The sequence below is a fragment of the Lachnospira pectinoschiza genome (assembly GCF_020564355.1).
Classification (GTDB): Bacteria; Bacillota; Clostridia; order Lachnospirales; family Lachnospiraceae; genus Lachnospira; species Lachnospira intestinalis.
In genome coordinates this window covers 1-401 of record NZ_JAJCRR010000045.1, presented here as the reverse complement: position 1 = coordinate 401, position 401 = coordinate 1, and the positions used below count along the sequence as shown (strand labels likewise).

Annotated in this window: 1 protein-coding gene; it reads right to left on the bottom strand. The window is 38.7% G+C overall.

Features of this window, described 5'->3' with window-relative positions:
• A partial coding sequence (locus LI288_RS14170) for a rhodanese-like domain-containing protein (protein WP_160214819.1) occupies positions 1-251 on the bottom strand: 251 nt, incomplete at its 3' end.
• Positions 252-401 lie beyond the last annotated feature (150 nt).

Below are 401 nucleotides of genomic sequence, written 5' to 3'. Positions count from 1 at the left end.
AATACAGGTTTCTTTTTGTTGATTGCGTTCAAACTTTGTTCCATTTGAGAAGCAGGCAAATTACGAGCACCAAGGATGTGTTTTACTCGAAAATCTGCAGCTTCGCGGACATCGATAAGTTGAGAAGTAGCCATCAAGCGTTCAAATTCAGGTGCTTCAACTACTTTGGCGTTACGTTTGAGTGTCCAACGTGGGTAGATGAAGAAGACGATAATGAGGGCTAAAAGTATAAAGTCAATGATCCAGATCATTTAAGTTCTCCTAAGATTATTATTTGAATTTTAAAGCAAGGCTTGCGGCACCGATGATACCAGCATCATTACCGAGCTCAGCAAGTTTGATTTTTGTAGAGTCACGTACTGTTGAGAACGAATATTTTTGGAAATAAGTTTCAACTTTAG